20 protein-coding genes and 1 riboswitch are annotated in these 22,758 nt (G+C 50.1%); of the genes, 11 read left to right on the forward strand and 9 right to left on the reverse strand.

Annotation, left to right across the window (positions count from 1 at the left end):
* Positions 1-30: 30 nt before the first annotated feature.
* Genes GS3922_RS06135 through GS3922_RS06145 form a run of 3 tightly spaced genes read right to left on the reverse strand, consistent with a single transcriptional unit; the run spans position 31 to position 2,144 of the window.
* The gene (locus GS3922_RS06135; RefSeq protein ID WP_063165629.1) at positions 31-720 is read right to left on the reverse strand and encodes a zinc metallopeptidase; all 690 of its coding nucleotides are present in this window, start codon (positions 718-720) and stop codon (positions 31-33) included.
* A 19-nt stretch (positions 721-739) separates the two neighbouring features.
* Complete coding sequence (locus tag GS3922_RS06140) at positions 740-1,699, reverse strand: sporulation protein (RefSeq protein WP_063165630.1); 960 nt, start codon at positions 1,697-1,699, stop codon at positions 740-742.
* 19 nt (positions 1,700-1,718) lie between these two features.
* Complete coding sequence (locus GS3922_RS06145) at positions 1,719-2,144, reverse strand: MerR family transcriptional regulator (RefSeq protein WP_172796416.1); 426 nt, start codon at positions 2,142-2,144, stop codon at positions 1,719-1,721.
* Between the two features lie 659 nt (positions 2,145-2,803).
* On the opposite strand from GS3922_RS06145, the gene GS3922_RS06150 reads away from it, so the two are divergent.
* The gene (locus tag GS3922_RS06150; protein WP_063165631.1) at positions 2,804-3,682 is read left to right on the forward strand and encodes an IS982 family transposase; all 879 of its coding nucleotides are present in this window, start codon (positions 2,804-2,806) and stop codon (positions 3,680-3,682) included.
* An 889-nt stretch (positions 3,683-4,571) separates the two neighbouring features.
* On the opposite strand, the gene GS3922_RS06155 is transcribed toward GS3922_RS06150, so the two are convergent.
* Complete coding sequence (locus GS3922_RS06155; protein ID WP_063165632.1) at positions 4,572-4,982, reverse strand: type II toxin-antitoxin system HicB family antitoxin; 411 nt, start codon at positions 4,980-4,982, stop codon at positions 4,572-4,574.
* 27 nt (positions 4,983-5,009) lie between these two features.
* Positions 5,010-5,201: a type II toxin-antitoxin system HicA family toxin gene (locus tag GS3922_RS06160; protein ID WP_063165633.1), complete on the reverse strand. Its 192-nt coding sequence runs from the start codon at positions 5,199-5,201 to the stop codon at positions 5,010-5,012.
* A gap of 476 nt (positions 5,202-5,677) precedes the next feature.
* Between GS3922_RS06160 and GS3922_RS06165 the strand changes: the two genes are divergently transcribed.
* The 8 genes from GS3922_RS06165 to GS3922_RS06200 all read left to right on the forward strand — a co-directional run bounded on the left by GS3922_RS06165 (position 5,678) and on the right by GS3922_RS06200 (position 15,282).
* Complete coding sequence (locus GS3922_RS06165) at positions 5,678-8,455, forward strand: tetratricopeptide repeat protein (protein ID WP_063165634.1); 2,778 nt, start codon at positions 5,678-5,680, stop codon at positions 8,453-8,455.
* A gap of 260 nt (positions 8,456-8,715) precedes the next feature.
* Positions 8,716-8,825, forward strand: a riboswitch (TPP riboswitch).
* A 72-nt stretch (positions 8,826-8,897) separates the two neighbouring features.
* Positions 8,898-9,983 carry a LuxE/PaaK family acyltransferase gene (locus GS3922_RS06170; RefSeq protein WP_063167325.1) on the forward strand — a complete coding sequence of 362 codons (1,086 nt, stop codon included), beginning with the start codon at positions 8,898-8,900 and terminating at the stop codon, positions 9,981-9,983.
* On the forward strand, positions 9,980-11,431 hold the full coding sequence (locus GS3922_RS06175; RefSeq protein WP_063165635.1) for an acyl-CoA reductase: 1,452 nt from the start codon (positions 9,980-9,982) through the stop codon (positions 11,429-11,431). Before GS3922_RS06170 ends, GS3922_RS06175 begins: the two co-directional genes overlap by 4 nt.
* Positions 11,432-11,445: 14 nt before the next feature.
* Positions 11,446-12,192, forward strand: a complete 747-nt coding sequence (locus tag GS3922_RS06180; RefSeq protein ID WP_063165636.1) for an ABC transporter ATP-binding protein — start codon at positions 11,446-11,448, stop codon at positions 12,190-12,192.
* Positions 12,189-12,944 carry an ABC transporter permease gene (locus GS3922_RS06185; RefSeq protein ID WP_063165637.1) on the forward strand — a complete coding sequence of 252 codons (756 nt, stop codon included), beginning with the start codon at positions 12,189-12,191 and terminating at the stop codon, positions 12,942-12,944. Before GS3922_RS06180 ends, GS3922_RS06185 begins: the two co-directional genes overlap by 4 nt.
* Positions 12,941-13,975, forward strand: coding sequence for an ABC transporter substrate-binding protein (locus GS3922_RS06190; protein ID WP_063165638.1), 1,035 nt, complete (start codon positions 12,941-12,943; stop codon positions 13,973-13,975). Before GS3922_RS06185 ends, GS3922_RS06190 begins: the two co-directional genes overlap by 4 nt.
* 12 nt (positions 13,976-13,987) lie before the next feature.
* Complete coding sequence (locus tag GS3922_RS06195; RefSeq protein WP_063165639.1) at positions 13,988-14,758, forward strand: 3-oxoacyl-ACP reductase; 771 nt, start codon at positions 13,988-13,990, stop codon at positions 14,756-14,758.
* A gap of 203 nt (positions 14,759-14,961) precedes the next feature.
* Positions 14,962-15,282 carry a hypothetical protein gene (locus GS3922_RS06200; RefSeq protein WP_063165640.1) on the forward strand — a complete coding sequence of 107 codons (321 nt, stop codon included), beginning with the start codon at positions 14,962-14,964 and terminating at the stop codon, positions 15,280-15,282.
* An 85-nt stretch (positions 15,283-15,367) separates the two neighbouring features.
* Here GS3922_RS06200 and GS3922_RS06205 read toward each other — a convergent pair whose 3' ends face one another.
* Positions 15,368-16,618 carry an aminopeptidase gene (locus GS3922_RS06205; RefSeq protein WP_063165641.1) on the reverse strand — a complete coding sequence of 417 codons (1,251 nt, stop codon included), beginning with the start codon at positions 16,616-16,618 and terminating at the stop codon, positions 15,368-15,370.
* Between the two features lie 349 nt (positions 16,619-16,967).
* Here GS3922_RS06205 and GS3922_RS06210 point away from each other — a divergent pair, with 349 nt between their 5' ends.
* The gene (locus GS3922_RS06210; protein ID WP_063165642.1) at positions 16,968-18,404 is read left to right on the forward strand and encodes a sodium/proline symporter; all 1,437 of its coding nucleotides are present in this window, start codon (positions 16,968-16,970) and stop codon (positions 18,402-18,404) included.
* A gap of 145 nt (positions 18,405-18,549) precedes the next feature.
* Here GS3922_RS06210 and GS3922_RS06215 read toward each other — a convergent pair whose 3' ends face one another.
* From GS3922_RS06215 to GS3922_RS06225, 3 genes are all read right to left on the reverse strand, one after another.
* Positions 18,550-18,774, reverse strand: coding sequence for a 4-hydroxyphenylacetate 3-hydroxylase C-terminal domain-containing protein (locus tag GS3922_RS06215; RefSeq protein ID WP_063165643.1), 225 nt, complete (start codon positions 18,772-18,774; stop codon positions 18,550-18,552).
* 198 nt (positions 18,775-18,972) lie between these two features.
* Entirely contained in the window at positions 18,973-20,109 is a 1,137-nt protein-coding gene (locus tag GS3922_RS06220) for an IS110-like element ISGka2 family transposase (RefSeq protein ID WP_014195317.1), read from the reverse strand.
* 329 nt (positions 20,110-20,438) lie between these two features.
* On the reverse strand, positions 20,439-21,743 hold the full coding sequence (locus GS3922_RS06225; protein WP_168157877.1) for a diguanylate cyclase domain-containing protein: 1,305 nt from the start codon (positions 21,741-21,743) through the stop codon (positions 20,439-20,441).
* A gap of 276 nt (positions 21,744-22,019) precedes the next feature.
* Here GS3922_RS06225 and GS3922_RS06230 point away from each other — a divergent pair, with 276 nt between their 5' ends.
* On the forward strand, positions 22,020-22,535 hold the full coding sequence (locus GS3922_RS06230; RefSeq protein WP_063165645.1) for a DoxX family protein: 516 nt from the start codon (positions 22,020-22,022) through the stop codon (positions 22,533-22,535).
* The last annotated feature ends 223 nt before the right edge of the window (positions 22,536-22,758 follow it).

The following is a 22,758-nucleotide window of genomic DNA, read 5'->3' on the forward strand; positions in this document are numbered from 1 at the left end:
TTAATTTGGCTATACCTTTAATTTATTACGTTACTCTTCTTCATTATTCCCTTGGAAGAAAATCATAACAAACTTGATTAACTCTAACACAGAAATTAATGCCGCAGCTACATAGGTTAATGCAGCAGCATTTAAAACTTTATTCACTCCCCGTACTTCATCATTGAGAATAAATCCTTCAGCAAGAAGAAGCTTTTTGGCGCGAGAACTCGCATTAAATTCTACCGGTAACGTAATTACTTGGAATGCCACGGCTGCTGAAAAGAGAATAATGCCAAGCCCAATGAGTGAAGCTTGATGCAACAAAAACCCGCCTAACAATAGAAATGGAGCAATTCCAGAAGAAAAATTCACCACTGGAAACATACGATGCCGCAAAACTAATGCGCCGTATGACTGTTGATGCTGGATTGCATGGCCAACCTCATGGGCAGCTACTGATATAGCCGCGATAGAACGTCCATAATAAACAGGTTCAGACAATCGAACAGTGCGTGACAATGGATCATAATGATCTGTCAATGTACCAGGCACTAGTTCAACGGGAACATGATATAAACCATTGGAATCTAAAATCTTTCGTGCTACCTCAGCTCCAGTAAGAGACGAATTAGCACGGACTTCCGTCCATTGATTAAATGTACCTTTTACTTTAAATTGTGCCCAAAGTGACAGTCCGAATGCTAAAAAGATGAGAATGTCCATTGGATGAAATAACATTGCATTCTCCCCCTGCTACTTAAAATTCTTCATCTTCTCCACCAAAGAAGTCCACAAAAAATCCTTCTTCCTCTTCTTCAGCTTCCTCCTCAAAACCAAAGGCTTCCTCGATGGCATCATCCACGAGCTCTTCCACTAACATTCCGGCAAACATTCCTGCAGCAAAGCCGCCAATCGCTCCCATCATGCCATGTCCTTGTCCATGAGAATGAGGAATGCGGGAATAGTGAGCCATGTAGGATGATGCTGTATATTGATACGGCTGCTCGATCATTTCTTGAATCATTTCGCGAAGTTTGTCAGCTAGTATGCTTACATCGGTTAATTCTGTATGTGCGAAAAAGATTTCCCGTTTTAACTCTTTTTCCTGCAAACCAAAGGCTCCTGCATATACATCTACTTCAAGAAGCAGGCGAACTCCCTCTTCTTCTAAAAATGCAAAAAACTCAACTTCTTGAACAACTTCTCTAAATTGTTCCGTTGGAAACAGTTCGAATTCTTGGCCATACGGTTTTAGTGATCCTGAAGTTGCCTTTTCCCGGAAGCCTAGCTTTTCAAAAGCAATGAAGATTTTTTCTAAAGGCAATGGTGGAAGAATTTGTACTGCATCTTCATCCAAATGATCTACACCGCCTGCAATATCAAGACGGGTAACAAACGTGTAATGAATACCGTGTCTTGACACTGGAAGAGTTTTTGGCAATTCATATGCAAAAGGCAATACTTTTTTCTCGCCAGCCTGAATGACAAAGGCAGAAGCTACTGGAATCGTTGCCACTGTTTTTGTTTGCGATTGCCCGTTTTGGTTTAATGTTAAACGAAGTTCTACATCAATTTTGTTGATATGCTGTTCTACTGTTCCTCCTTCAATGAAAAATTCACCGCTAATGGTCTCTCCCAATCGTACTTGGGAATGATGCAGCATAAGGTTGATATTCGCAGAACCAATCCCCAGCTTCGATAAAAATTTTCTAAACATTCTTTCATCTCTCCTAACATTAAATAAAAGGATTTTCTCCAAGCAATATCGCTAATGTTTGTAGCAAAGTATAACCTTGTTGGGCCAGTGGTTTTGTCATCAGCTTGATCTGTTGTTCATTTAATTGTTTAAGTAACGGTTTTAATTCCAACAGTTCTTCTTGAATATGTTTCATTTCTTCTTGAAGGTGCTCAATTTTATCTACAATTTCATCCGCAGCATCTGGTTGACTTTGGATAATCTGCAATCGCTCTTTGATTTCCTCCAGAGTTAAATGCTGTTTTTTTAATGCATCAATTAACTGTAAACGTTCGAAACTTTCTTCGGGATAATAGCGATAATTTGTTTCGGAGCGAACAGGTTCTAGCAACCCTAATTGTGTATAATAATCAATGGTTCGTTTCGAAACGCCAGCTAATTCTGCAAGTTCACCAATTTTAAACAACTTCCCAATGAACTCACTCCCTAATATTTTTCGTAATGCTAATTAGATTATATTCTTAAAAAACTGTACAGTCAAACGTTATACTGTTGATTTTTGTTTCAAATTCGTTTCAATCACTACATACGAATATATTTTGATTTTGGATTCATGAATAAAATAAAAAACCTAAAGAAAAAACTTTAGGTTCAATAAAAACTAACTCAACATTTTGAGACATCCTAAGCAAATGAGAATGGCTCCGGGAATAAATGTCTCCTTTTTCATTATTTTAGTTCGTGATAATTTCCGACCGATTATTAAACCTAAGCGAATAAATAAAATATTCATCAAACCTACCTAAGTAGTTGTTATAAGTGGTGTCCCCCATAAATGAGGCACTTATTCCTGCGCCAAAGATATCCGTCTCATTGACAAGATTATACCGTTTAATCAATGTCTTTTAACAAGTATGATCTTTATCTTTGAGATCGTATTTGTTAAATTACATAAACATAAAAAACACTTACATGGCGTAAGTGTTTAGCTGATTAATTCAATTCTTTCAATTTCTTTTTCATAACCCGTGGTGCTAGATAAAATCAGACAAGCATAAAAAATAGCCCTTGCATGAGGATCTCCTTAAAATGAAAGTGCGACCAAACATTTAAAAGGAGAATTCACTGCAAGAGCACTTTCATTTTACAACAGATCGAGCCAAACTTCAAAAACAATATGAAGCGATTTTGTTCTTTGTATCGGCTCAACTATCGAGTATCCAGATTCCTCTTCAACGTCGAAATCGTCATTTGTTGAAACAGGAAGACGAAGTCATCATCACCGTCCATGTCCTTGGAAAGTTGTTGGGCTTCACTTCCGAACGGGCTTGGCACCGGTTTGTGATTGGGAATTTGTTTCCCAAGGCCTTGTTCCCTGAGCGCTCTCGGTACAACCGTCGCTGCCGAGCGCTTAGCTTTGCGATCAAGTGGATTCGGCGCCAGCTGGCCAAGCGCGGGCAACACCATGCGTATGCGGTCGTGGACAGCTTGCCGATCGAGCTGTGTCATTCATCCCGAATGTATCGCGTCAAACGGTTTCGTGGAATCGCCGATATTGGCTATTGTGCTTCCAAAAAGACCGCTTTCTATGGGTTGAAACTTCATCTGCAGGTCACCGACCAAGGGCTTCCGATGGGATATGTCGTCACCGAAGCGTCTTGTCACGACCGGGTGGCCGCTGAAACCGTCATGACGCAAATTCCACATCCGTATAACCTAGGTGACAAAGGGTATATCAGCCAAACGCTGCAAAAGAAGCTGTACGAAGAACACCAAGTCGCTTTTTGGACGCCCGTTCGAAAAAATCAGCGAATTCGCCAATCGGACGCATGGAAACAGTGGATGAAGCGAAAACGTAAAGTGGTTGAAATCGTGTTTTCGATTTTAGTCGATTCGTATCGGATCACCGAGATTCGAGCTAACTCGGTTTCTGGATTTGAAACGGCGCTGGATGGTATTTTACTGGCTTACTCGCTTGTTGTTCTTGGGCTAGTTGAGCGTTAAGACTCAACTAGCACCACGGGTTTTTAATAATATTATCATAGTTGGTGTTTATCTGCCATTACAGAGAAAATACAGTTAAAAGAGTGATATGTCATTTGGTACTTAAAATGAGGAAATGCGGATAAAATTCAATGGATTAAACTAAAATGGTCTGCACATGTTGGCGGTGCAGATGAGTTTGACGGAGAAACGAAAGAATACGAAGTTGAATTGAAATTGAAGTAATGAAGCCTACTCACTTTGAGTAGGCTCCTTTTTTATCCATATCTCCTCAAGCGGTCTCTTCAGTTCTGTACAGATCGCATAGGCCAGATGGAACGAAATGTTGGAAAGAGAAAAGGCGGATGACTCCGCCTTTTTTGCACGGGATAGCAGCCGAAAATAATTTTGCACAAATTTTGCACGGGATGAACGAGCATGTCCATTCATCCTTGAAATATCAATGGTTTTATGATGCGGTTATTATCCCTCCTGGACGCCACTTACATACGAAAAGTGCGCGAAACAGCGCTAAAGAAAACTCTCTATCGGAAGCACGGACTGTCGTGCGACGATCGAGAGTTTTTTTTGTAAAGAACATAAGGACAGCCTGCCAAGGCTGGAGAAATCGAGAGAACTTAGTGAGGCGGGTAAGGGAAACGGCAGCGGAAATGTGAGGGCGTCATCTGTATACAACCCAGCGACTCAGCAGGATAGAGCAACGAGCGGGACATCTTTGAATGGGCTTCGAGTTGCCCCGACGCATCAGGCTTCTTGGAGTTAGCTGGCAGAGGAAGGGGCACCGGCCCTAAGCTTGAAGTTGCTGAAACATCAAAAAACGCATAAAAGAAAGCCTCTGTTGCCTATATGGGCGAAGAGGCTTTTTCAGCATTATTATATTTTATTTAATTTATCGATCACTTGCACCAAGATGCTTTTTTAACGCTTCTTGAAGAATCTGCGAGTAATTCACATCATATTGTTTCGCAAGGTCATCGAGCCATTTTGGGATCGTCAACGTCTTTTTAACGGCTCTGTTTTCCATTTCATATCTAAAAGGTGGCATCCATACCTCAATGAACGCGATGGCTTGATTGGTTTGTGTTTGAATTTCCGATACTTTCGAAGGCTGAGGGATTTCTTCATTTTCCTGCTCTAAGCCATACAGATGTAATGCCACTGCTTCTTTTGCCATTTGAAATGCTTCTTCTTCTGTATCTCCGCAAGTAAAGCAGCCAGGAAGATCCGGAAACTCAACAGATATTCCATCGCTTCCATAATCGAAAATAGCTGGATAGATATAGCGGTCTTTTTTGTGCATATATGTGAACCTCCTTTTAGGCGAGGCTTATAATAGCCCCGCCTGTTTGAGTATACTTTTGACTGTTTTGATTGGTAAGTTTTTCTTTGGATGAGGGATGGTTACAAGTCCAGGTTTACTGGGATGTTTAAACTGATGGTGACTGCCGCTTGTTCTTACTATGTACCATCCGTCTTGTTGTATGATTTTGATTAATTCCTTTGAAGAGTAATTCTTCATTTCCCTCCCTCCTTGGGTTTATTATAACACGTATTATAACACGTATCAATACTTTTTTATTGTTTTTTGTCGTGTAAATGCCACTAATAACTGTAGATGAGCAAATTGGCTAACATAAATTTACAACCAAACAAAAAAGGAGACATGAACCCGACTCCTTGAGTAAAGTAGATGTGCTCAAAACCCATTCACCCAAGGACATGGAGATTATTGTAATGAAAAATGCTCATCTACAGTAACTTTATTTTATTATAAGATCACGCTTATTTGGGACACAGAAAAAAACACCTATGCTGTCTGTTTTCTGAACTCAATAGGAGGCAGGCAGTTTCGTTTGGGTCTGAATTCGAATTCCCCGTTTACCGCAACCGCAGAAGCTTTTTGTCTTGCAAATGAAAACAAATTGAAACGTTCATGGCGGCGAAAGTTTGTTAAAATGTATAGGATAGAAATAAAATCATAAAACGCGCCATACAATGAACATGCATGGCAAATACGTGAATCAGGTGATGGATATGGGGTTCGAACAGCAACTTGTTCATAAAACGTTTTATGAAACGTTAATCGATGGAGGAGAGCGCGACCTTGTCGGCACGTTCGGGGATATGTTCTTCGCCGCGTACCGGGATGGGGCTGATTTGTCGTCCATTCGTTTTGCTCAAGGGGAAGTGTATTTCCATCGCCGCGACTATGAGACTGCCATTTTCAAATGGGAAAACGTCCATAACGGGTTGCGCCCATGGGCGCAAAAAAACATCGCGGACAGCTACTATGAGCTTGGACAGCTTCAGCTCGCCGAAGAGCTGTACCGCTCGATTGAAGCGGAAAGTGAAACGCTCCAGGCAGAAATCATCTTGCGCCTATTTTCGCTCTACCGCGAGTTAGGTGAAAGAGAAAAAGCGGATGAAATGATTAAGCGCGGGGTGGCGCTTTACCCGGATTACCCGAATATGACCGAATGGGCCCACGCCTTTTTCGAGGAACAAGGCGATTGGGGAAGTGCCATCGAGCTCGCCTTAGGAGAAGCGGTGCGGACGTCAGCGCGCCGCTGGGCGGACATTTTAACGGGCTATGTGGAACAAGGGCACGCGCGGATGATGGCGCCCGCGCGGTTTTCACGGTGTTTGGCGCTGTTGTACGAAACCGATCGGGTAAAATTTGAGCGGTTAGTGCAGGCGTTGTGGAACGGCTATCAAGATAGTGATGTGTATTTTCCGTGGCTGGCGGAATGGAACCGTCTTTACGATGAGCTGGCGATTGGCCGTGATTATGAGTGGAAGCGAATCCCCGCCCTTTTGGCTGGGGCGTATGACGGGTTAGTGAGAGGGCCGTATCGGTTGAAAGAGCTCGTTGAGGTCGTGCCGCCGCTCTTAAAAAGCTGGGTGAATTTGGCCGACGGACGCGGGATGGCGACGGCCGCCGCCGCCTTGTTGGCATGGAGTGAGAAATTCCCGGAAGGCTTTGATGACGAAACGGTGAAAAACGCCGCGAAACAGCTTGTTTGTGCGAATCGGCAATCAGGGGAAGCGGGCGTGGCGCTATTTGAAGAAATGGCCGACTGGGCCGAGGCGCAGCGCGCAGGTTCTCATTTCCGCTTCCGCTGGCTCGTGCGGCAGCTTTCCGATCTGCGGACGCACCGCGTTCTTGTCGCTGGGGCGTCGCGAAACGAGCGCCTGGCGTTTTTGCGCACGGTGGTCGGCGAAGCGGCGTTAGTGGCGCCGTCCGCTCCGGTGCTCGTTTGGAAAAACGGCGGCGAGATCGAAGTGGCGAAAATCAGCGATGAACAGTTTACCGTTTTTGCAAGCATCGATGAGTTTCAACAAGCATCAGGGGGACGGGGAAGCCGCTTTCCTGACGATGCGGTCATCGAGTGCACAGCGCCGCTTTCGCTCGTGCCGCAAGAGGTAGCTTTGCTGGATATCGGGCCGCTTGGCGGACGCGCCTCTTCTGATCATGAGGCGCTTGTGTCGTTCCCGCTCGCCGATAGCATTCTTTTCCTTCTGAACGGCGATGATCCGCTTTCCAGTGTCGATGAACAACTTGTGCTGCAGCTTTGCGAGCGGGCGCCGCACACGCCGATTCACTTTTTGCTTCCTCCGGGCGACGGGATGATCGATGAGCAGGAGGAGTTGCGGATCGCCCGAGAAGTTGAAGCGCACATTCGCACCATCGTTCCCGGGGCGAACGTGATCGTCTATTCACCGCACGCGCCAAGCCGCAAGCAGCAGCAGGCGCTCGTTGACCTGCTTGGCGAAGTGCGCCATCACCGGTCTTCCGTCCGTCGGGAAGAAGCGATATTGGCGACGATTCGCCAATTCATTGCCCATTTGTTCCGGCAGCGGGCTGAGGCGGAAAGCCGGTTGGCGGAGTCGGTCGTGTGGAGAAAGGAAATGGCGGCCAAGCTGAACGGAGCGATTCACCAGCTCGGCGATCAGCAAGAAGAAAAGACGGTGAAAATCGTGAAAGCGTTCCGCGCGGTTTTGGAAGAGACGCGGACGGCCTTGGCAACGGCGATTCCCGACATGTTGCGCAAGTCGGCCGACTTTGTGCGCGAAGACAGCGACTTTGCCCGCCTTCACCTTGAACTGAATGATCAAGTGAACAAACAGCTTCGCGCTTATATCGATGAAGAGGTATTGCCGAAACTGCACCGCGCCTTGGAAGATTGGATTGCTGCGGCAAAAGAGGAATTTGACGAATGTCAGGCGTTTTTATATGAAATGGGTGAAGGGTTTAACGCCATGTTTGGCGAGGAGCGGCTGAAGCTTGAATGTGATTTCCGCATCCTTTCCGATTGGCAGCGTGATATCGACCGGCTTGCAGGCGGGGCGCAAATTGATAAGCTGAACATTTTCCTCCGCCGGACGCCGGGGCAGCTGCTGTTGAAAGGAGCGGGCAAACTGCTTGGCGCCTTTACGCAAAATAAGGCGATGTTGGCGCAAAAGTATAAGCAATTGATCGAAACGCAAGATTACGCCGATGTGGCGGAAACGGTTGCCGAGCAGTTGTTGCTGCCGTTTGAATGGTTTGCCAAATCGCTTGAGCGCGACATCGCCCAGTTTTTCCAAGCACCGTCGGCCGTGTTAAACGAAACGTTGGAACGGCTGGAGCTCGAAATTGCCGCTCAAGAAGGGGAGTTAAAACAGATGCGCACAAATCCGGAGGCGTACCGCGACCCGCTTGTTCTCTTTGGCATCCGTTTGCGGCAGTGCGAGCATCTGGCGCAGGCCGCTTCTGCGGCGGTTCGGGTATAGAAAAAATCGGCCGGACATCGGCCGATTTTTCTTCCTTTCAGACAGGTGAAGCAAGAACGGAGGACAACGACCACCGATGGAAGGGCATCGTTTTGCTTTAGGCGAAGACGAGCAAGAACGGTTGCGGTTTTCTTATCGTGCCGCGAATGCCGCTGGCTCTTGCTATACGTAGACGTTGATACGAAGGGATGGGGGATGCTTCCATCGCTTTTTTTCTTGCATTCTTTTTTTCTAAAGAGTAGACTTTGATTGTAAAAACATAATATGTTTACGGGAGCTTGTGGAATCAGGCTGAGAGTACGGCTAATCCGCCGTTGACCGTTTGAACCTGTTGGATAATGCCAGCGCAGGGAAAGAGAGTATACATAAGCACTTTGCCTGCGTGCAAAGTGCTTTTTGGCATGGATCGAAAGGCGCGATCGAGCGGAAAGGGTGGGGAAAGATGACACAACAAGAAATGATCGAAAGCTTGCTTCAGTTGATCAATAAAGAAACGTCCACAGAGGAAGAATTCAATGAGCATGCGCTCATGTTATTTGCCTATCAATATGAAAACAATGTTCCGTATCGTACATATTGCATGCAAAAAGGAAAAACGGCAAGAACGGTGAAAACATGGCGGGACATTCCGGCTGTGCCGATTAACGCCTTTAAAGAATTAACGTTAAGTTGTGTTCCTCCCGAACAGGCTGAACGCGTGTTTATGACGAGCGGCACGACGCAAGGAGTGCGCGGGAAACATTACCACCCGGCGTTAAGCGTGTACGATCAGTCAATGATCGTCAATTTTCAAAAGCGGTTCATGAAAGAGCGCAACAAAATCAAAATGGGTATTCTTTTTCCGACAGAAGACGAGCTGCCGAACTCTTCGCTCGCCCATTATTTAGCGCTCGCTGTCAATGTGTTTGGCACGGAAGACAGCCGGTATTTTGTCAACCGGGATGGCCTTGACATCGACCGGCTTCTTGCTGAGCTGGAACAGGCGGAACAGTCAGGTGAGCCGTACGCCCTGCTAGGCGCTTCGTTTAGCTTCGTTCATTTGTTTGAGGAGCTCGCCAAACGCGGCAAAACGTTCCGCTTGCCGGAAGGGAGCCGGATTCTTGATACGGGCGGCTTTAAAAATCAGTCGCGGGAAATGGACTTGGACGAGTTTTACGACACGCTGTCTTCGTTCCTTGGCGTCCCGCGCCGCGAGTGCATCAACATGTATGGGATGACCGAGCTGAGCACGCAATTTTATGATGACGGAAATGAGACCGTTCCGTCGGTGAAATCGGGACCGCATTGGATTCGCACAAGGGTGATCCACCCGTTAACCGGAGAAGAGATGCCGAAAGGAGAACGCGGCGTCCTCGTTCATTGCGACCTCGGCAACTTTAACTCGGTAACGACGATTTTGACGGAAGATACGGGCGTGGAAACAGACGGCGGGTTCTTATTGCTCGGCCGGGTGCAAGGGGCGGAAGCGAAAGGCTGTTCGATCGCGGTCGAAGAATTCATCCGCGCGGCAAAGGGGACATCCGAATGAGAGAATATGCCGGCTATCTCCCCTACATCGGGGATGAACCGATTGAAACACGTGTGTTAACGTTTGAAAAAAACGGAGAAAGAGTCGAAGTGGAAGTTCCTCTTTTAACGGTCGAGCAGCTGAACAAAGTGATGGGAAAAGTGAAACAAGCCAGCGCCCAGTTTCTCAAATCGCTTTCGGTGACGGAGATCATCGACTTGCTTGACCGAGTGATGGCACAGCTGTTGGACCGCCGCCATCCGTACCGGCAAAAGGCGGAACAAGTGCTGCCGATTGTGACGGGCTATGATGAAGAAATGGTCCGTTTAGGGTTGACCTCGTATTTCAAAACGTTCCGCAAGCCGCAGCTGCAGCGGTTTCTTGTGGAGGACTTGGAAAATCCGTTGCTTCTTGACGATTTTCAACCGCGGGCCAAAGGCGGCTTTTCCAAAGCAGTCGGCCCGGATGTCATCGTTCACGTTTGGGCGGGAAACGTGCCGGCGCTGCCGTTATGGAGCCTTATTTCCGGGTTGTTGGTGAAGTCGGGGAACATCGGGAAAGTGTCGAGCGCCGAGCCGTTATTTGCCGGTTGGTTTGCCCGCTTGTTAGTGGAGGTGGAGCCAAAATTGGCCGATTGCCTCGCTGTTGTTTGGTGGAAAGGCGGGGATATCGAGAGGGAGCGCGCCGTGTTTGGGCAAGCTGACGTTGTTGTCGGCTATGGAAGCAACGCGTCGCTCGAAGAGATGCAGCGCCGCCTTCCGGTGACGGTCCGATTCTTGCCGTTTGGGCATAAAGTGAGTTTCGGCCTCGTTTCCCGTTCCTGTCTTGATGCGCGCAAGGCGTGGCAGGCCGCCCACCAAGCGGCGCTCGATATCGTGCGCTATGACCAGCAAGGGTGTTATTCGCCCCATCTGTTTTACGTGCAAACCGGCGGAAGCGTGTCGCCAAAAGAGTTTGCCCGCTATGTCGCCCACGAGCTGAACTGTTTTGCGAAACGGTTTCCGCGGCGTCCTCTTTCCCTTGAGGAAATGGCGGCGCAAGCAAGTTGGCGGCAGCGCGAAGAATTGGGCGTGCTGGCGAACAAGGAAAAGGAAGTGCTCGGAAACGAAGCAGGAGACTGGACAGTTGTTTACGAACCGGAACGCCGGGAGTTTGCCGCGAGTTGCCTAAACCGGGCAGTGAAAATCGTCGCCTTTGATGACATTTCACAAGTGATTGCAGAAATCGCCCCGTATCGGGCATTGTTGCAGACGGCGGGGGTGGCTGCCTCGCCAAAAGAGCTGTTCGAATGGGCGGAGCAGTTAGGAAAGGCGGGTGTCACCCGCATTACAGCGCTCGGGCATATGACGTCCCCTGAAGCGGGCTGGCATCATGATGGGCGCTTTAATTTGCGCGATCTTGTGCAAATGGTCGACATTGAATCAGCGGCTGAAGCATATGCGGAACAGTTCGCTCCTTATGTCGATTAAGGAGGAAAATAGGGATGAGCTTTTTGCAGCTAGACCGTGTGACGTATCGTTACCAAGGGTTGACACCGGTGATCGACGGGGTCAGTTGGACGATCAATGAAGGGGAATTCCATTGCCTCGTCGGGAAAAGCGGCTGCGGCAAGACGACGTTGTTAAAGCTTGCGGCCGGCCTGTTGCAACCGGATGAAGGGGCCGTTTATTTGCGAGGCGAAAAAGTGACGAAACCTTCCTCTTCGATCGGCTATGTTTTTCAAGCGCCGACGTTGCTTGAATGGAAGCGGGTCATCGATAATGTTTTGCTGCCGATCTCGCTCAAACGAAAACCGGCGAAGGAAGATTACGAGTTGGCGCACGATTTGCTCGAGCGGGTCGGGTTGTCCGCCTACCGCGACCATTACCCGGCTCAACTGTCCGGCGGCCAGCAAAGCCGGGTGGCCATGGCCAGAGCCCTCATTCAACGGCCGGCGCTTTTGTTTTTGGACGAGCCGTTTGCGGCATTGGACGCCATTACGCGCGAAGAATTGCAAGCTGACTTGTTGACGCTTTGCCGGCTGCAAAACACAAGCGTCTTGTTCATTACCCACGATATTGCTGAGGCCGTATATTTAGCGGATCGCATCGCTGTCATGGCCGCCGGGAAGATTGTCTATGCGCTCGACGTCGACCTTCCGAAACCGCGAACGTTAGAAATGCGCTATGAGCCGCGATTTAACGAGCTTAGTTTTCACGTGCGGCAGGCGATGGAGGGGGTGAAGCGATGAATCGGGCGCCCGTTTATTCGCTAGTCTTGTTTGTTGCGCTTCTTCTCGGATGGGAGCTGGCCGCTAGGCAAATGTCGGAGCTCGTCCTGCCGGCGCCGTCGGTCGTCGCCGCGACACTTTTTGATGGCATAAGGACCGGCTATTTTTGGCCGCACATCGTTCGGACAAGCTTGGAAGTGTTGCTTGGCCTTGGCTTAGGAAGCGGCCTTGGCCTCATCGTCGGCATTCTCATGGGGGAAATTGAATTTTTGCGCAACTTGTTCTTCCCGTACGTCGTCGCCAGCCAGGCCGTGCCGAAACTCGCCTTGGCGCCGTTGTTTATTCTTTGGTTTGGTTTCGGCATGACGTCGAAAGTGGTCATTACGGCCTTGATTTGTTTTTTCCCTTTGCTTGAAAATACGGTGACGGCGATTCAATATACGGATCGGAACAAACTCGAACTGTTTCGCGTGTTAGGCGCGACGCGCTGGCAAACGCTCATTCATTTGAAACTTCCCGCCGGGCTGCCGCATATTTTCGCCGGTTTTCGCGTGGCCGTCGTCTTGGCGGTCGTCGGGGCGGTCGTCGGCGAATTTATCGGCGCCAGCGAAGGGCTGGGAGCGATGATTATTGCTTCCCAAGGAATGATGGACACCCCGCTTATGTTTTCCGTCTTGCTTTTATTGACGCTGTTGGGCATGGCACTCTACCAAATCGTTCATTTCTTTGAAAAACGATTAGCAAAACCATATGAAAAGGAGACAAGAAAATGAGACGAAAAACGATGGTCACCGTATGGCTGCTAGCCATCGCTTTGTTCTTAGCCGCTTGCGGTGCGGCCGGGCAGAAACAGGAGGAGGCGGGCCGAACGACGGGAAAGGCGAAAGAAGAAAAAACAGAACAGCTGCGTGTGGCCCTTTGGAGCCAGCCGATCACCGAGCAAACGAACTTGCTGGCGGAAAAAGAAAAAGGCTTTTTTAAAGAAAAAGGCTTGAACGTGACGCTCATTCCTGGCGCCGGCGGCGGCGATGCGATCAAAAACATTCTTTCCGGACAAGCCGATATCGCTTTTACGGATCCCGGTTCACTGTTTTTTGCGTTAGATAAAGGAGCGAAATTAAAAGTCATTTACAATATTTATCCGCAAAACGTCTTCAACGTCGTCTCGTTAAAAGACAAACAAATCACGAAACCGGAAGACTTGAAAGGAAAGAAAATCGGCGTGTACAGCTTATCGAGCGGAACGCGGCAAAACTTATTAGTGCTGTTGCATCAAGCCGGGCTTTCGGAAAACGATGTGACGATTGTCGAAACCGGTTTGTTAAACTTTGCCCCGCTTATGCAAGGGCAAGTTGATGCGACAGCGGCGACCGATACCGGGCTTGTGATGGCGAAGGAAAAAGGATTAGGGGACGTCAACGTCATTGAAGTGAAAAACTATCTCAATATCCCGAGCGACGTCTTTGTCGTTACCGAGAAGACGTACAACGAGAAAAAAGAGTTGTTGCAAAAGTTTTTAGAAGCGTATCGAAACAGCGCCCAATGGATGATCGACCACCCGGAGGAAGCGGCGTCGTTAGCCGTCAAATACGCCATCGATGGCAAGGACGAGCAACGCAACTTACAAATCATCCAGTTGCGAAATGCGTCGAGCGTTTCGCCATTGACGGAAGAAAAAGGGTTAGGGGCGCTTGATGTAAACGTGCTGCAACAAGCTGCGAACACGTACAAAACGTTAGGCTTAATCAAAAACGACATCCACATGGCGGAAGTTGTCACGAATGAGTTGCTTCCAAAACAATAACGGAGGACGAAAATGGGGATGTTCTCAGGAAAAGTGATCGTTGTGACCGGTGCGAGCCGGGGCATCGGTGCGGCCATCGCCCGCGCGTTTGCCCGTGAACATGGGACGGTCGTCGTCAACTATTTGCAAAATCAGCAGGCGGCGGAACAAGTGGCCGCCGCCTGCATTGAACTTGGCGGTGATGCTTGGGCCGTCCAGGCCGATGTCACCTCGGAATCGGCGGTCAAGCAGTTGATCGAGCAAGTGATGATGGAAACAGGGAAAATTGATGTCGTCGTCAACAACGCGTTCGCGCCGTATGTATTCGACCCCGACGAGCGCAAACTGGCGTGGGAGCTTGTCTGGGAAGATTATCAAGCGCAACTGGACGGGGCGCTGCGCTCGACGCATTATATGTGCCAGGCAGTGATTCCGATCATGAAAAAGCAAGGCGGGGGGAGTATTATTAATATTGTGACAGACTTAGTCGCCCGCCCGGTCGTTCCGTATCATGACTACACGACGGCGAAAGCGGCGCTCGTCGGCTACAGCCGCAACTTAGCGGCGGAGCTCGGTCCGTTTGGCATCCGCGTCAATTGTGTCGCTCCCGGCTTAGTTTACCCGACGGACGCCAGCCGGCGGACAAAGGAAGAAGTGAAGGAAATGCTGATCGCTCAAACACCGCTGCGGCGAATCGCCACTCCTGAAGATGTCGCCGGGCCGGTTCTCTTTTTAGCGTCTGATTGGAGCCGCTTTATGACCGGACAAACGTTGTTTGTCGACGGCGGACTCGTCATGCGCTAGCGAGGCATTTGAAATTAGCCTGGTTTTCTAAGCTGCCCTCAAGAACGGATCATAAAGGGCAGCTTCTTTTTTCTGTCATTTTATATAGAACATGGCGGTTCGTTATGGTATGATATGATTAGATATTGTTAGAATGTTTAGAATATTTCCTGCCCCACAAACACATGCCCGCTGAATTTCTTCTTAGAAAAGAGGGACGAGCTATGACCGCTTCATTATGGTTTCTTTTGTTTGTGTTGTTGATGTGCGGCGTGTTGTTGCGCCACATCACCATTTTGGCAGTCAGGAATGAACGGAAGAAAAATGCATTCGTTTCCCAATACATCTTTGTTGCGCTCGTCACATTATGGTTTACCCCTCTTTATGTGAGCGTGAAGTTGGCGGTTTTCCTTGGCGTCGGTCAATACGGGCTTGTGCTCTGGCTCATTCTCTTCCTCATCGGGGTCGTTTACGTCATGAAACGGACGGAAAAGGAAAGAAAGGCGCTGCAAGAGGAATATCACCGCCGGGCAGGCTCGGCATGAACCGAGCGCCCGGCCGTTCGAAAGAAAGGAAGGCTGTTTCCGAAAAGCGGGTCAAATCGCTCGGAAACAGCCTTTTTTGAACGGATCAGACAGACGATTTCAGTTCAAACGCCCAGTTGCCGCGGCGAAAAATCGGTTCGCGTTTGCCGTCTTTCGTCACGCCGTCGATGTTCAGTTCGGCCGAGCCGATCATAAAGTCGACGTGGACGAGGCTGTCGTTGACGCCGCGGCGGTCAAGCTCTTCTTTGGACAGCGCCGCGCCGTTTTCGATGTTCGTCGGGTACGCTTTGCCAAGCGCAAAATGGCAGGCGGCGTTTTCATCAAACAGCGTGTTGTAAAAAATGAGATTGGACAGCGATACGGGCGACTGGTGCGGCACGAGGGCGACTTCGCCGAGGCGGCGCGCCCCGTCATCGGTATCAAGCAAATGTTTGAGCGTCTCATATCCTTCTTCGGCGCTGAAATCGATGACTTGACCGTCTTTAAAGGTGAGCGTGAAGCCGTCGATGATGTTGCCGTTGTAATTGAGCGGCTTCGTGTTGCGGACCGTGCCGTTGACGCCGTCTTTATGCGGCATCGTAAACACTTCCTCGGTCGGCATGTTCGGGTTGAAGCGCACTCCGGTTTGGCTGGTCGCCGCGCCGCCGTGCCAAACGTGCCCGTCGACGAGCTCGACCGTGATGTTGGTGCCCGGCGCTTCGTAAACGAGCTGTTTGTATTGCTTGTTGTTTAAGTAATCGACGATGCGGGCGAGCCGATCGTTATGTTCGCGCCAAGCGGCGATCGGATCGTCTTGGTCGACGCGGACGATGTGGAAAATCGCTTCCCATAATTTGTCGATGGCTTCTTCATCACGCAGATCGCCAAATACTTTTCGCGCCCATGCGGCCGTCGGGACGGAAATGAGCGACCAGCAGTTCCGGTCGGCCATGATGGCGCTCCGGTAGTTGGCGAGCGCTTGGGCGGCCGTTTTATTGGCGGTGGCGATCCGCTTCGGATCAACATCTTTCAATAAGTCCGGGTTCGGGGCGTAAATCGACAAAAAGGCCGCTCCTTGTTCGACGAGCTCTTCCATCCCTTTTGCCCGCCACATTGGATATTCGGAAAACGCTTCCTCCGGGGCATGGTGAAACTTGATATATGTAAGCGCCTCATCGTTCCATTCGACATACACGTGTTTTGCCCCGGTTTCATACGCCGTTTTGGCGATTTTCCGAACGAGCGGCGCCGCCTCGAGCGGAGCGTTGACGAACAGCGTCTGCCCGGGCTGAATGTTCACCCCGACTTTCACCGCCAGTTCGGCGTATTTGTCCAATTCCTTCTCCCAACGGTTCATCTTCCTCACTCCTTTTTTGGACTGACTCATCTCCACTTTATTATAATTCCCGCCGCCTCGCAACTTAGGGAGCTTTACATGTGGATGCTGTCCGGACGAGAGCGAAACGTTCCGATGTAGGACGCGCCTCATGTTGGAATAACAGGATGGGTTGACACATATGTAAAGAGTAAAGAAGGTTCCATGGTGAAGAGCAACAAACTTCGTTGTCACCGGCACTATCGTCGCAGCCTGATGATAGTGCCATTTTTATGAAAAGGGGGTGGGATGGCGGAGCAAAAAGAGAGGGACGGACTGACAGATCAGGTGTGCGCCTGTGCAAAACCATACCAAACAGGGAGGAACAGCGATGAATGGCATCATCTTGGCGGAACTCGTGCTGTATTGTCTTGTGATGGCAGCGCTTGGCTATTGGTATGGGAAAAAGGAGATGAGCCATTCCGACTTTTTGCTTGGCGGAAAAAAACTTCCCGGTTGGGCGCTCGCGTTTTCCGAGCGGGCGACAGGCGAATCGGCATGGCTGCTGCTTGGCTACACGGGTTTTGTGTTTGCAAGCGGCCTTTCTGCCATTTGGGTGGCCGTCGGCATTGTCATCGGCATTGTGTGCGCCTGGCTTTTTTTGGCTGACCGGTTTCGCCAAGAGGCGGAGCGGTACGGTGCGCTGACCTTGCCCGGCTATTTAGCGAAACGGTTCGGCGCGCATGGGCAAACGATTTTATGGCTTGCGACCGTCCTTATTTTTAGCTTTATGATGTTTTATTTCAGCGCGCAAATTGCCGGAGCGGGCAAGACATTGTTTACCGTTTTCCATATCGACCCAGCGCTTGGCATGGTCATCAGCGTGGCGATTGTCATTATCTTGTCATACACCGGCGGGTTCGTCAGTGTCGTTTGGACGGATATGATTCAAAGTGTGCTCATGCTGGCGACGCTCGTGATTTTGCCCATTGTGGCGTTCGTGGAAATTTATAGTGGTGGCTTGTCGATCAGTGAAGCGCTCCATCACGCAAAACCGGGCCTCGATTCATGGACGGGGGGAGTCACTGGATTTGCGCTCGGGCTATTGCTGTTTAACAATTTTGCCTGGTTTTTCGGCTATCTTGGCGGACAGCCGCAACTGAGCGTCCGCTTCATGGCGTTGAAAGACGCCCGCGAGGCGAAAACGGCCAAAACAGTGGCGATCGTTTGGACATTATTGGCGTATGGCGGAGCGTTTTTGATCGGCCTTGCGGCGATTGCCCTTTACCAAGGACAATCATTCACCGATGTCGAGACCGTGCTGCCGAAAATGGTGTTGGACTTGTTGCCGCCATGGTTGGCCGGGCTGCTGTTATCCGGCATTTTGGCCGCCATCGTGACAACGGCCGATTCGCAGCTGCTCGTGATCACGAGCTCCATCAGCGAAGATATTGTCCGCCGCTCGCTGCGCCTCCGCCTGTCAGAAAGGCAGCTTGTCGCGCTTTCCCGCGCGGTGGTGGTCATCGCCGGGTTGCTTGGCTTGGTGCTGGCGATGACATCCGAATCGCTTGTGTATTTCATTGTCAGCTGGGCGTGGGCTGGAATCGGCTGCACGTTGTCACCGGCCATTTTACTCTCCTTTTTCTGGAAACGGTATTCCGGCATCGGCGTCATCGCCACGATCCTGGCTGGGTTTCTCAGCACGGTCATCTGGATTTCCTCGCCGCTTGAGGCCATCATCAGTTCACGGTTTACGACGTTTGCCATTGCGCTGGCGGCCGGGGTGCTGTTCAGCCTGTTGTTTCCCGATCGTCAGCGGACGATGTGATCGATCGCGTCAATCCATTCGCATGAGGGTGTCCCGAAAGAGGCGGGACACCTTTTTTCTACACGAAACGCTTGATGATATCCAGCCTCTTTGAAGAAAAGGCGGGCGTTTATGCCGGTCCGGTGCGGTGTTTGCTGCTGTTTTGTCAACGTTGTTCGCTGTCCAAAAACCGTCGCACCATTTGGGCGCATGCCTCCCGGTCGTAGCGATGGTAAAAGGTCGTCGCAAACCGGGCCGGATCGCCGAAGAAAAACCGTTCGTACAGCGTCTGCCGCGTCCCAAAGGCGCTCATCACCAAATCCCAGGCGAAGCGGAACAGCTGCACCCGCTGTTCGGCCGGAAGCGTCGCTATTTGACCGAAGATTGTCAATGCGCTCGATATACTCGGTTCCGTTAATAATGGCCATAGTTTCCATCCCCTTTTTCCGTGAAAATCCCCACCACTTGGTGAGTGCGGTATACGCTCCTGATCCGTGAGGGTATACTGAAAATGGCCAAAAAAGGCAATAGGAAAGCAGAGGTGCCCGATTTTAGGCATCTCGTATAACCTGTCTGCCTTTTGGCTAGACTAAATAAGTTGTGGTTGGCGGAACGGCTCTTTGCGGGAGATCATGCAAAAGATGATCACCAACATCCGCCGAGCAATGGCGATGAGGGCTTTTTTCTTCCCGCACCGGGCCGCCAACGACCAAAACTTTCGGGACAAGGGATGCGTCTTGGATCGAGCTGCTGACCATGCCGCCTCGCATAACGCCGATCGGAGATGGGGATTGCCTTTTGTCGTGCGCGTGCTCTTTCGCTTTCCGGCGCTTTCATGGTTGCCGGGGGACAATCCAGTCCATGAAGCCGCCCGTTCCGGCGTTTCAAAGACGCTCATGTCGGTTCCCATCTCGGCTATGATGACGGCGGCGGTTTGTTTTTTCACTCCGGGCATGGTCATCAGCAGGTTCACTTCCTCGCGATACGGCTCGAGCAGGCGGTCGATGTGCTGGTCGACTTCTTCGATTAACTGCTCCAATTCCTCAACGTGTTTCCACAAGAGGCGAAGGAGACGGAGCTCGTGTTCGGTCAAGGTGCCGAGCAGCGAATCGTACACCGCTTGCTTTTTCTTTTTGAGCCTTCCGCGCAGGCATTGATCCAACTCGTCCTTGTCCACGTATCCCTTCTCAAGCAGCCGGGCGAGGATGTCTTTTCCGGAAACGCCGAAGAGATCGGAGAGGACCGAGCCGAGTTTGACATTGGAAGACTCGAGCACTTTTTGAATCCGGTTTTTCTCCGAAGTCAGCTGTCCGACCCACTTTTTGCGGAGGCGGGTAAAATCCCGCAATTCGCGAATATCCGCTGGGGGGACGAAACTTTTTTCAACGAGTCCATGGCGGAGCAGCTTGGCGATCCACTCGGCGTCCGAGACATCGGTTTTTCTTCCCGGGACATTTTTGATCCGCTGCGGATTGGCCAGTGTCAAGTCGACATAGCCCTCGAGGAAGGCGAAGACCGGTTTCCAATACACGCCGGTGGATTCCATGGCGACATGGGTGACGCCATGTTCTTCGAGCCACTCAAGCAGGTCGCCAAGTCCCTTCGAGAACGTGGAGAAGGTTTGAATGTCCTTTTGAATGTGTCCATCTTCTTCCCATAGCGCGCAGGCGACGATGGTTTCGGCATGAACATCCAATCCTGCGCAGCGAGGATAGATGACATCCATGATGAAAATCCTCCTTTTCGATGATCGAGTGCGCAAACAGCGAATCCACGGGAGAAATGCGGCAGTTTTCCGTTCGTCGTCACCTTTCCTCCGCATCGGGAAAGGGCGGACAATGGGTGGTGCACCCAGTGGATTCAAACACTTTTCCGTACAGGGTCTAAGCCACCATTAAGCATAACGTCCTGTTGAACTGTTTGCGCCTACTCTTCATTATGGGAAGAAAAGGGAGATTTTCATGCCCGGGTGGAGAGCAAAAATTGCTCATGGAACTTTTCCGTAAAAACCGTTTATGGCCATTGTATGCGCGCCTAGAAAAAAGGGAAGGAGGTTCATCCGCGAGCGGGACAGGCGATTTCCACCCGGTTGCGCCCGTTTTGTTTAGCACGGTATAGCGCCTGATCGGCAAGGGAAAGAAGCGCCTCGGCATGCTCATTTGGCTGCGGGATGGCGACCGCGGCTCCGACGCTGACAGTGACGCAGTTGGCAGCGGGCGATAAGCGGTGTGGGATGGCCAGCCCTTCAATGTTCAACCGTATTGCTTCAGCGGCCGCTGCCGCTTTTGACGGCGAAGCGTGCGGCAAAATAACAGCGAACTCCTCGCCGCCATAGCGTGCCGCCGCCCCGCCGTATTGCTTGGCTGTTTGTTCAAGCGATAAGGCGACTTTGCGCAAACAGTCGTCGCCGCATTGGTGCCCGTATGTGTCGTTAAACCGTTTGAACGCATCAATATCGATCATAATCAAGGCCAGCGGGGCGTTTTGTTGTTTGGCGCTTTCCCATTCACGGGCGAGCAGCTTATCGAACGAACGGCGGTTGGCGATGCCGGTCAATCCGTCAAGCGACAACATGCGCTGCAGCAAATCGTTCGCCTTTTTCAGCTGCTCCTCAGCCTCTTTTCGCAGCGTAATGTCGCGGACGACGGCGATCATCCCTTTGCCGCCGCCGAGTTTGCGCACCGTCGTCTCAAGCCAGCTTTTTGTGCCATCTTTTTTACGGAAGCGGAAACAAAACGTCAAAATATGAAATGCCCCGCCTGTTTCTATCGATCGCGGCAGAAGCTGTTGATCTTCGTTTCGCTCAATCCATTCAAATACAGAGCGGCCGAGCAGTTCTTCCGGTTCATAGCCGAGCAGGTAGCGGCAGGCAGGCGAAACGTACACGAGCGTTCCGTCTGCGGAGATTGTTGCGATGATGTCCGAACAGTTTTCCGCGATAAATCGGTATTGTTCTTCCCGCTGCTGGAGCTCGCATTCGATCATTTTTTGTTCACTGATGTCGGAAAACAAGGCGACATAGTTGGCAATCTGCCCAGACTCATCTTTCACAGCGTCAATATGAAGCCGTTGCGGATAAACCGTCCCATCTTTTTTTCGATTCCAAGTTTCCCCTTGCCATTGCCCCGTCCGCAGCAACGACTCCCACAATTGTGCGTAAAACAACTCCCCGTGTCTCCCTGACCGCCATAAGCGCGGCGTTTTTCCAAGCACCTCGTCTTTAGAGTAGCCGGTGATCGTTGTAAATGCCTGATTGACAAAAAGAATTCGGCTGTCGGCATCGGTCACCATCATCCCTTGGCTTGTATGTTCGACGATTTGCCTGTACCACTCGTATAAATGTTTCTGGTTTAACGGCATATTCACCATTTCCCCCATCGCATCTTACCGTTCCTTCTCTGTAAAAATTAACATTTTTTATTTTATTTTCTAGACTATTTCTCAAAATGTCAATCCTTTTTCCTAGGATAAAAGACGCTCTTATTTTGATTTTAGGGAAAAGTTATATTCGTCATGATTCAGTCATAACTTTTTGGCTGTATTGTGAAATGATGAACAAATCCATTTCATCGAGTAAAAAAAAGATTAAGATAAAAGTGTAAAGAACAATTGTAAAAATGAAAGGGGAGGAACAAAATGGTTGTCAAATGGTTGCGCGAACATGTCACAGCGTCGGCGTTGATGGTGGTGTTAAGGTTGTATTTAGGGTATGAATGGATGATGGCGGGGTGGGGAAAAATCACGCAAGGGTTTGACGCCACCGGATTTTTAAAAGGAGCGTTGGCGAAAGCCGCTGGCGAACACCCGGCCGTGCAAAGCTGGTGGGCGGGCTTTATCGAAAGCGTAGCGCTGCCGAATGTCGGATTGTTCAACTTCCTTGTGCCATGGGGGGAATTTCTCGTCGGGATCGCGCTCATTCTCGGATTGTTTACGACTTTTGCCGCACTTATGGGAGCTGTCATGAACTTCGCTTTCATGTTCTCGGGCACGACGAGCACGAACCCGCAAATGGTGCTGCTCACCGTCTTCATCCTCGTCGCCGGAGCCAATGCGGGACGATACGGTTTGGACCGGTGGGTGTTGCCATATCTCCGTCACTGGTGGACGGATAAAACGCATCGTCCACACCGACCGGCGGCAACGCATCAATGACCGCCATCAAGCCGCGTGCGCTGCTTCAGGCTTCCTCCTTTTCCGAACGGCCGCTCCTTCTCCAACGTGGAAGGGGGCGGCCGTTTGCCGCGTCGGAGAAAATAGTTTGGCTGTTCGAGAAAGGAAATTGACGAATGACGGCGAAATGATATGCATATAGATGAAGCAGGAGACGTGAACAAGTGTTTGAAAGCGTTTTCTAAAAAGGGACATACTAACCGTT

This window comes from Geobacillus subterraneus, assembly GCF_001618685.1.
GTDB lineage: Bacteria > Bacillota > Bacilli > Bacillales > Anoxybacillaceae > Geobacillus > Geobacillus subterraneus.

Coding starts and splice junctions, on each gene's coding strand:
- GS3922_RS06160 (WP_063165633.1), bottom strand. CDS start 5,201: ATGAAGAATTACTCTTCAAAGGAATTAATCAAAATCATACAACAAGAC.
- GS3922_RS06170 (WP_063167325.1), top strand. CDS start 8,898: ATGACACAACAAGAAATGATCGAAAGCTTGCTTCAGTTGATCAATAAA.
- GS3922_RS06185 (WP_063165637.1), top strand. CDS start 12,189: ATGAATCGGGCGCCCGTTTATTCGCTAGTCTTGTTTGTTGCGCTTCTT.
- GS3922_RS06220 (WP_014195317.1), bottom strand. CDS start 20,109: ATGGATGTCATCTATCCTCGCTGCGCAGGATTGGATGTTCATGCCGAA.
- GS3922_RS06230 (WP_063165645.1), top strand. CDS start 22,020: ATGGTTGTCAAATGGTTGCGCGAACATGTCACAGCGTCGGCGTTGATG.
- GS3922_RS06195 (WP_063165639.1), top strand. CDS start 13,988: ATGGGGATGTTCTCAGGAAAAGTGATCGTTGTGACCGGTGCGAGCCGG.
- GS3922_RS06155 (WP_063165632.1), bottom strand. CDS start 4,982: ATGCACAAAAAAGACCGCTATATCTATCCAGCTATTTTCGATTATGGA.
- GS3922_RS06175 (WP_063165635.1), top strand. CDS start 9,980: ATGAGAGAATATGCCGGCTATCTCCCCTACATCGGGGATGAACCGATT.
- GS3922_RS06180 (WP_063165636.1), top strand. CDS start 11,446: ATGAGCTTTTTGCAGCTAGACCGTGTGACGTATCGTTACCAAGGGTTG.
- GS3922_RS06135 (WP_063165629.1), bottom strand. CDS start 720: ATGTTATTTCATCCAATGGACATTCTCATCTTTTTAGCATTCGGACTG.
- GS3922_RS06210 (WP_063165642.1), top strand. CDS start 16,968: ATGAATGGCATCATCTTGGCGGAACTCGTGCTGTATTGTCTTGTGATG.
- GS3922_RS06140 (WP_063165630.1), bottom strand. CDS start 1,699: ATGTTTAGAAAATTTTTATCGAAGCTGGGGATTGGTTCTGCGAATATC.
- GS3922_RS06225 (WP_168157877.1), bottom strand. CDS start 21,743: ATGCCGTTAAACCAGAAACATTTATACGAGTGGTACAGGCAAATCGTC.
- GS3922_RS06200 (WP_063165640.1), top strand. CDS start 14,962: ATGACCGCTTCATTATGGTTTCTTTTGTTTGTGTTGTTGATGTGCGGC.
- GS3922_RS06190 (WP_063165638.1), top strand. CDS start 12,941: ATGAGACGAAAAACGATGGTCACCGTATGGCTGCTAGCCATCGCTTTG.
- GS3922_RS06205 (WP_063165641.1), bottom strand. CDS start 16,618: ATGAACCGTTGGGAGAAGGAATTGGACAAATACGCCGAACTGGCGGTG.
- GS3922_RS06165 (WP_063165634.1), top strand. CDS start 5,678: ATGAACATGCATGGCAAATACGTGAATCAGGTGATGGATATGGGGTTC.